Raw genomic sequence first — 7,315 nt, 5'->3', positions numbered from 1 at the left:
TATTATTTCATTATTTAATGTTATTACAAGCTAAAGGCTTTAAAATTAATGATGTTGTTTCAGTTTTAAAAAGTAGAGAAAAGTAATATTAAAATTTTGCCATATCTAGTAAAATGGCTTACTTGCTGCTTCTATGGATCCATTCAATAAAAAATACTTTTACCTTATTAAAATTCAATATTTAGGCTATCGTTTTCACGGTTGGCAAAAACAGCCTAATGTAAAAACACTACATTTAATGGTGGATCGCACGCTAAATTTTATAATGGAAGATAAGTATTTTAAAAGCTTGGCGTCTGGAAGAACAGATGCAATGGTATCTGCCGAAGAAACAGCTGTAGAATTGTTTTTACATGAGCCTATTGAAGATTTTGATGCGTTTTTAGAGCTTTTTAATAGAAATTTACCTCAAGATATTAGAGCTTTAACTATCAAAGAGGTCGATGCTAAATTCAATATTATTCAAAGTTCAAAAATCAAAGAATACTTGTATTTATTTGCTTGTGGAGATAAGTTTCATCCATTTTGCGCACCAATATTAACAACGATACTTGATGATTTGGATATTGAATTGATGAAGCAAGGTGCAAAGCTTTTTGAAGGAGAACATTATTTAAAAACGTATTGTTATAAACCATCAAATAGCGGCATTTACACACGTAAGACCTTAACTTGTGAAATTGTAGAGAACACTATTTATACGGCTAGTTTTTTTCCGAAGAAAACCTATTTATTAAGAGTTCGTGGTAAAGGCTTTATGAGAAATCAAATTAGATTAATGATGGGAACTTTAATAGATTTAGGAAAAGGTAAACTTACCATAAAAGATATTGAAGACACTTTAATCCCGGAAAACACTATAAGAATGGAGTATATTGCTCCAGCTTCAGGATTGATACTCAAGAGTCTTCAATTCGAATAACAATTAGTTTAAATTAAAAGTTTCAGTTCTTTCTGGGCTTTTGTATTTTTAAAAAGTAAATAGAGCACTATGAGTATTAAACTGACTTTAGATTTTCTTAAAAAATTAGAAAAAAACAACAATAGAGAGTGGTTTGCAGACAACAAAAAGGAATATGAAATTGCCTTAAAAGAAATTAAACTACTATTCGAAAAAGTTTACGCAGAAATGCAAACACACGACCAGTTCGATAAAATGAAAATTTTTAGAATCTATAGAGATATTCGGTTTTCTAAAAACAAATTACCTTATAAAAATAATTTTGGTGGTGGTTTTCATCGCACAAAACCGCAATTAAGAGGTGGTTGTTATTTACAAATTCAACCTGGTAACAACTTTATGGCTGCAGGTTTCTGGAACCCTGAAAAAGACGATTTACTTAGAATAAGAAAAGAAATTGAAATGGATGATAGCGAAATGAGAGCTATCTTGGATGATAAGAAATTTAAATCTGTTTGGGGAAACTTAGAAGGTGAAGAACTTAAAACATCTCCAAAAGGCTTTGATAAAGAGCATCCAGCTATAGATTTAATACGTAAAAAACAATACATTTTTTCTATCAGTTTTACAGATAAAGAAGTACAATCGCTAGATTTTGCAAAAATGGTTAGTGACAATTTTAAAGAGATACGTCCATATTTTGATTATATGAGCGATGTATTAACTACAGATTTAAACGGCGTTTCGCTACTTTAAAATTAGACAGCTACTAGTGTTTTAGGTTTTTCAAATAGTTGAATACTACTTTGTAAACGTTGTATTGTAATAGTCATCATACGCTTATTTAAAGCTGAAGAGTTTTCGATGTAAAGTAAGTATTCATCTGTAGAAAACTGACCAATTATAATACCTTTTAATGCATTTCTAAACTTAATATCTTTATGTATTGCATTATCAATATAGTGCAGTCTTCTTTCTAAAGTTAACTCATAAAATACATTTTTGTGCTTAGAAATATAGTGTCTAAAAACTTCTACAAGTAAATCATTTTGAAGTTTAATAACAGGTCGCAAAGTAATGTTTTGAAAACGCTCTTCCTTACTCATGTTATCGCTTATTTTAATAGAAGTAATTACTGGTCTAATAGCTAATAACGCTTGATCTCTTGTTGTCATGAAACTAAGTTTTTATAAAAATATTAATTATGAAGGTATAATGATTTCATATTGAAATTTCTTGTTAACCTTCTTATCAACAATTACCTTTAACTTAAATTAATTACAAATGAAATTTGGAAGCGTTCCTAATCCAGAATTAATAGACTTTACATTGCCAAAAGACCATAAAGACACTAAACGTGTACTAAATTTGGTTAAAGACGATAATATACCAGAGATTTATGTTGGCTGTGCAAAATGGAATAGAGCAGACTTAAAAGGTTTTTATCCAAGAGGAACAAAAGATGAATTGGCTTATTATTCATCTCAATTTAATGCCATAGAATTAAACGCAACATTCTATCGTATTTTTCCGCTTGAGCAATTTGAGAAATGGTATGATAAAACACCACCAAATTTTAAGTTTTTCCCAAAATTAAATCAAGAAATTAGCCATTGGAAACGCTTACAAGAAACTAAAGAAGTCGTTGAAAACTTCCTGTATTCTGCTATTAATTTAAAAGAAAAACTAGGCACTATATTTCTTCAAATGCATTCTAATTTTTCACCTAAAGACTTTAATCGCATTATCGATTTTGTTGAAAATTGGCCAAAAGAGATTCCGTTAGCCATTGAATTTAGGCACACCAATTGGTATAATGATGAAGCAGTTGCAAATGAATTATACAATTTATTAGAAAGCAATAATATTTCAAATATTATAGTAGATACAGCAGGACGTCGAGATATTATGCATATGCGTTTAACTAATAGTACTGCTTTTGTGCGTTATGTTGGTTCAAACCATCCAAGTGATTATTCTAGATTAGATGATTGGATAGAACGCATAAAAGAATGGAAGTCACAAGGCATAAAAGAAATAGATTTTTTTATTCATCAAAATATTGAAAAAGAATCGCCTTTGCTTTCTGCTTATTTTACTAAAAAATTAAATATTGAATTAGGTTATAATTTAAAAATCCCTAATGAAGATAATAATCCACAACAAAACTTATTTTAAATTATGAGATTTCACACAAGAAAATGGGTAAAACCCGAAGATTTAAATCCAAATGGTACTTTATTTGGCGGACGTTTATTAGCATGGATAGATGAGGAGGCTGCGCTTTATACAGTTGTACAGCTTAATAACTCTAAGATTGTAACAAAGTATATGAGTGAAATTAATTTTAATAGTAAAGCTGTAAAAGGTGATATTGTTGAAATAGGAATGGAAGTTAAAAAGTTTGGAAAATCGTCTTTAACTCTAAAATGCGAAGTTCGAAACATGATGACAAGAGAAACAATTATAACAGTAGAAGACATTATTATGGTAAACCTTGGAGAAGATGGTAAACCAAAACCACACGGAAAAACAAAAATTGAATATATAAAAGATAGGTTGAAAGAATAATCTATTCAGCTAAAAGCTCTTTAATTCTAGATTCTAAAGCACGACCAGAAATTTTATCGCTTGCAATATTGCCTTGTTTATCTATTAACAATGCAAAAGGTATAGACTCTACACCATAACGAAAAGCAATTCCTTTATTTTTATCAATAACGTGGTAATCCCAAGTTAAACCATCAATGGCAATGGCATTTAACCATTCGGCTTCGCCTTTATCTTCGCTAACACTTAAAATTTCGAAGCCTTGGCTTTTATATTTTTTATGTAGTGCAACCAAAGTAGGATTTGTTGCACGACATGGTGCACACCAGCTCGCCCAAAAATCGACTAAAATCACTTTTCCTTTAGGCATAGAGGATAAAGACATTTTTTCGCCATATTGATTATTACCACTTATCTTGTATGCTTTTGGTCTGTATTCTCCTGTGCTATTTTCTTCAATTTTTTCTTTAACTTTTTTTATAGTAACTACAGGTAAACGCTCTTTAACTTTAGTTTCTTTTATAATTATTAACGAATCTAAAGATTTAGAAAAATCTAAACCTTTAATATCTTTAGATAAGCCATTGTATAAGCTTCTTAATGTTTTTGCATTGTAGGTATTAGCATTTTGTTTAACCAATAATGCAGCAATAAAAGAGTTAGAATGTTCTTTAATATAAGTCTCAATAAAATTATTTTGCTCTGTAAATAGTACTAAACGGTCTTGTTTTAATTTCTTAATATTTTCTGTAGAAAAATTTCCTCTTAAACCATAATATAAAGCCATGCCTTTATCTTTAAAAGCAGTCATTTTTGAAGTGTAGTCTAAATATTCTTTTTGAATAGTAGAAGTAGAGTTAGCAGTAGAAAAATCGACACGCTTATTAATAAACACATTAATTTTAGAAGCATCTACTAAAAAAGAAAAACCTTTATTCTTATTTCTTATTTCCGATACACGATATATTGAAGGTGTTTCAGCTAAACCTTTAAATTGAAACTTTGTGCTTTTAACCATTGCAGAATCTACTAAATCAAAAGTATCATCTTCAGCTTTAAATAGATAAATGTATGTTTTGTCTTCAGAGAAAGAAGTGCCTTCAATTACAAATTGTCCTTCAGCTTTATCTAAATTTTTAGTGTTATTATTAACAGGAATAGAATCTAATTCGGCACCTTCAGTTTTAGAAAATTGCTCACATTGTAATAATAAAAAACAGACTAATACAATAGCTAAACGAGAAAAATAGGACATAAATTTATTAATTAATGTTGCTATATTACAATATTTATTAACGTTTAAATTAGTAAGTAAACTAAGTTGTTAACAGGAAATAAACAACTAAGCCAAAGGTTTTAAATATTTATAATCCACATAAAAAGTTCCAAATGGTATTAAAGAGCCTAATAAAATAATAATAAAAGTTTTACTATTCCATTTGTAAGTAGTGCGTAAGTAAATTACAAAAGCAATATAAGCTACAAATAGTAATCCGTGCGGCATACCTAAGAGTTTAACAAAAGTTTCGTTTCCATTTACCTTCTTGTAAATCGAGGCTGCCATTAATAATATATATGAAACACCTTCTAAAAAGGCAATAATTCTAAAAGCTTTAAGCATAATTTATTTAATTGTAAATATTAAAACAAAGTTAATAAAAGCGTATTTGAATCATTCACATATTAATAATATTTATCTTTAAGAATTAATTAATTTATAAAAACCATGCGTTTACTAAAAATTACTCTATTAATAGGTGTTTTAATATTGTTTACTCAATGTTCAGAAACTAAAAAAACAGATTCAACGTCAAGTACAAAAGAATTTAAAATTGATTACGAAAAATTTACACTAGAAAATGGACTTGAAGTTATTTTACATGAAGATCATAGCGATCCTATTGTAGCAGTTGCAACCATGATGCATGTTGGTTCTAATAGAGAAAAACCTGGACGCACAGGATTTGCTCACTTTTTTGAACACATGAGTTTTAACGATAGTGAAAACGTACCTGTTGGTGCTAATAGAAAAATGATACCTGAATGGGGAGGAAGTAGGAATGGTGGAACTTCTAACGATTATACGGTGTATTATGAAGTGGTACCAAAAGATGCTTTTGAGAAAATATTATGGATAGATTCAGACCGTTTTGGATACATGATTAATACCGTAACAAAAGAAGCTTTAGAGCGTGAAAAGCAAGTGGTTAAAAACGAAAAACGCCAACGTGTAGATAATGCTGCTTATGGTTATACAGACGAAATTAAGCGTAAAAATTTATATCCAGAAACACATCCTTATAATTGGACAGTAATTGGAGCTTTACCAGACTTACAAGCTGCAACTATAGACGATGTTAAAGAATTTTACAAAAAATATTATGGTGCAAGCAATGCCTCTTTAGTTATTGCTGGAGATATTGATATTGCAGAAACCAAAACATTAGTTAAAAAATGGTTTGGAGAGATACCAAGTGGACCAGAAGTTGAAATTTTAAAGCCAATGCCTGTTACTCTTGAGAAAACAAAGTCTCTATATTTTGAAGACGGTTTTGCTAAATTACCAGAATTACGAATCACTTTTCCAAGTGTAGAAGAATATAATAAAGATAAATATGCTTTAGAAATTTTAGGCCAGTTATTAAGCGGAAGTAAAAAAGCACCACTTTACAAAACTATAGTTGAAGAACAAAAATTAGCACCAGGCATTGGTACCTTCCAGAGAAGTAGCGAATTAGCTGGTGAATTTATTTTTAGAGTTCGAGCTAATGCAGGAATAGATTTGGATAATGTAAAGTCTGCTATAGATGAAGGATTATTACGTTTTGAAACTGAAGGTGTCAATGAAAACGATTTAAAAAGAATTAAAGCAGAGCTAGAAACAAACTTATTTAGAGGTATTAGCACGGTTTTAAACAAAGCTTTCCAGTTGGTTGAAGATAATGAGTATAAAGGAGACCCAAGTTATATTACACAAACAGCAAAACTAACAAATGCTGTAACTGCAGAGGATGTTATGCGCGTTTATAATAAGTATGTAAAAGATAAAAATTATGTAATGACTAGTGTTGTGCCAAAAGGGAGTTTAGATTTAGCAGTAGCAGAATCTTTGCAAGCAACCGTTTGGATTGAAGAGGTTAAAAAAGATGTTGCAAACGAAGAAGTAAGCCAAGGCGCTGAAGCAGTTTACGATAAAACACCATCTAAACACGATAGAAGCGAGCCTGCTTACGGTAAATTACCTTTATTTAAATCGCCTACAGTTTGGACAGAAAAATTAAATAATGGCATGTCTATTTATGGTATTGAAAATAATGAAGTACCATTAGTGCAATTCGATATTACAATTCCTGGAGGTCATTTGCTAGATCCTATGGAAAAATCTGGTGTAGCAAATTTGTTAAGTGATTTAATGATGGAAGGTACAGTTACTAAAACACCTGCAGATTTAGAGGAGGCTATAGGTTTGTTAGGTGCAAATATTAATACGTTTTCTGCAAATGAAGATTTCCATATTACAGGATCTTGTTTGGCTAAAAATTTCGATGCTACAATTGCTTTAGTTAAAGAAATAATTTTAGAGCCACGTTGGGATGAAAACGAATTTAAAAGACTTAAAAAAGCTTTAGAAACAAGCCTAAAAGGCAGAGAGGCAAATCCTAACAGTATTGCTTCAATGGCTTACAATAGGTTAATTTATGGAGATAATCATATATTTTCAATTCCAAGTTCTGGTACGCAAGAATCTACTAAAAATATAACACTTCAAGATTTAAAAGACTATTACAGCATGCTTTCACCAGAAAATGCAACCTTCCATATTGCTGGAGCATTAAAGCAAACAACTGTTAAAACAACTTTAGA

General features: G+C 30.0%; 8 protein-coding genes and 1 pseudogene. 6 read left to right on the top strand and 3 right to left on the bottom strand.

Annotation, left to right across the window (positions count from 1 at the left end):
* The 3 genes and pseudogenes from Q0C58_RS03530 to Q0C58_RS03520 all read left to right on the top strand — a co-directional run.
* Nucleotides 1–86, top strand: a pseudogene (locus Q0C58_RS03530) (bifunctional phosphoribosyl-AMP cyclohydrolase/phosphoribosyl-ATP diphosphatase); the annotation flags it as partial.
* 47 nt (nt 87–133) lie between these two features.
* A complete protein-coding gene (locus Q0C58_RS03525) occupies nt 134–922 on the top strand; it encodes a tRNA pseudouridine(38-40) synthase TruA (RefSeq protein ID WP_290697584.1) in 789 nt (262 codons plus the stop codon).
* 69 nt (nt 923–991) lie between these two features.
* Complete coding sequence (locus Q0C58_RS03520) at nt 992–1,657, top strand: DUF2461 domain-containing protein (protein WP_290697581.1); 666 nt, start codon at nt 992–994, stop codon at nt 1,655–1,657.
* 2 nt (nt 1,658–1,659) lie between these two features.
* On the opposite strand, the gene Q0C58_RS03515 is transcribed toward Q0C58_RS03520, so the two are convergent.
* Entirely contained in the window at nt 1,660–2,076 is a 417-nt protein-coding gene (locus Q0C58_RS03515) for a glyoxalase (RefSeq protein ID WP_290697578.1), read from the bottom strand.
* Between the two features lie 109 nt (nt 2,077–2,185).
* On the opposite strand from Q0C58_RS03515, the gene Q0C58_RS03510 reads away from it, so the two are divergent.
* Nucleotides 2,186–3,079, top strand: coding sequence for a DUF72 domain-containing protein (locus tag Q0C58_RS03510; RefSeq protein ID WP_290697575.1), 894 nt, complete (start codon nt 2,186–2,188; stop codon nt 3,077–3,079).
* Nucleotides 3,080–3,082: 3 nt separating this feature from the next.
* Nucleotides 3,083–3,472 (top strand): hotdog domain-containing protein, encoded by a 390-nt coding sequence (locus tag Q0C58_RS03505; protein WP_290697573.1) that lies wholly within the window; start codon nt 3,083–3,085, stop codon nt 3,470–3,472.
* A gap of 1 nt (nt 3,473) precedes the next feature.
* On the opposite strand, the gene Q0C58_RS03500 is transcribed toward Q0C58_RS03505, so the two are convergent.
* Nucleotides 3,474–4,706 carry a TlpA disulfide reductase family protein gene (locus Q0C58_RS03500; RefSeq protein WP_290697570.1) on the bottom strand — a complete coding sequence of 411 codons (1,233 nt, stop codon included), beginning with the start codon at nt 4,704–4,706 and terminating at the stop codon, nt 3,474–3,476.
* 87 nt (nt 4,707–4,793) lie between these two features.
* Nucleotides 4,794–5,072 carry a DUF3817 domain-containing protein gene (locus tag Q0C58_RS03495; RefSeq protein ID WP_290697568.1) on the bottom strand — a complete coding sequence of 93 codons (279 nt, stop codon included), beginning with the start codon at nt 5,070–5,072 and terminating at the stop codon, nt 4,794–4,796.
* A 105-nt stretch (nt 5,073–5,177) separates the two neighbouring features.
* Here Q0C58_RS03495 and Q0C58_RS03490 point away from each other — a divergent pair.
* Nucleotides 5,178–7,315, top strand: a 2,138-nt coding sequence (locus tag Q0C58_RS03490; RefSeq protein WP_290697565.1) for a pitrilysin family protein, incomplete at its 3' end; no start/stop codon positions are given.

Source organism: Lacinutrix sp. (assembly GCF_023299985.1).
In the GTDB taxonomy this organism is placed as follows: Bacteria; Bacteroidota; Bacteroidia; order Flavobacteriales; family Flavobacteriaceae; genus Lacinutrix.
This window is presented reverse-complemented; position numbering and strand designations above follow the sequence as displayed.

Bases quoted from the DNA above. Each gene is read 5' to 3' on its own strand.
- Q0C58_RS03495 (WP_290697568.1), bottom strand. From the start codon at position 5,072: ATGCTTAAAGCTTTTAGAATTATTGCCTTTTTAGAAGGTGTTTCATAT.
- Q0C58_RS03510 (WP_290697575.1), top strand. From the start codon at position 2,186: ATGAAATTTGGAAGCGTTCCTAATCCAGAATTAATAGACTTTACATTG.
- Q0C58_RS03525 (WP_290697584.1), top strand. From the start codon at position 134: ATGGATCCATTCAATAAAAAATACTTTTACCTTATTAAAATTCAATAT.
- Q0C58_RS03505 (WP_290697573.1), top strand. From the start codon at position 3,083: ATGAGATTTCACACAAGAAAATGGGTAAAACCCGAAGATTTAAATCCA.
- Q0C58_RS03500 (WP_290697570.1), bottom strand. From the start codon at position 4,706: ATGTCCTATTTTTCTCGTTTAGCTATTGTATTAGTCTGTTTTTTATTA.
- Q0C58_RS03515 (WP_290697578.1), bottom strand. From the start codon at position 2,076: ATGACAACAAGAGATCAAGCGTTATTAGCTATTAGACCAGTAATTACT.
- Q0C58_RS03520 (WP_290697581.1), top strand. From the start codon at position 992: ATGAGTATTAAACTGACTTTAGATTTTCTTAAAAAATTAGAAAAAAAC.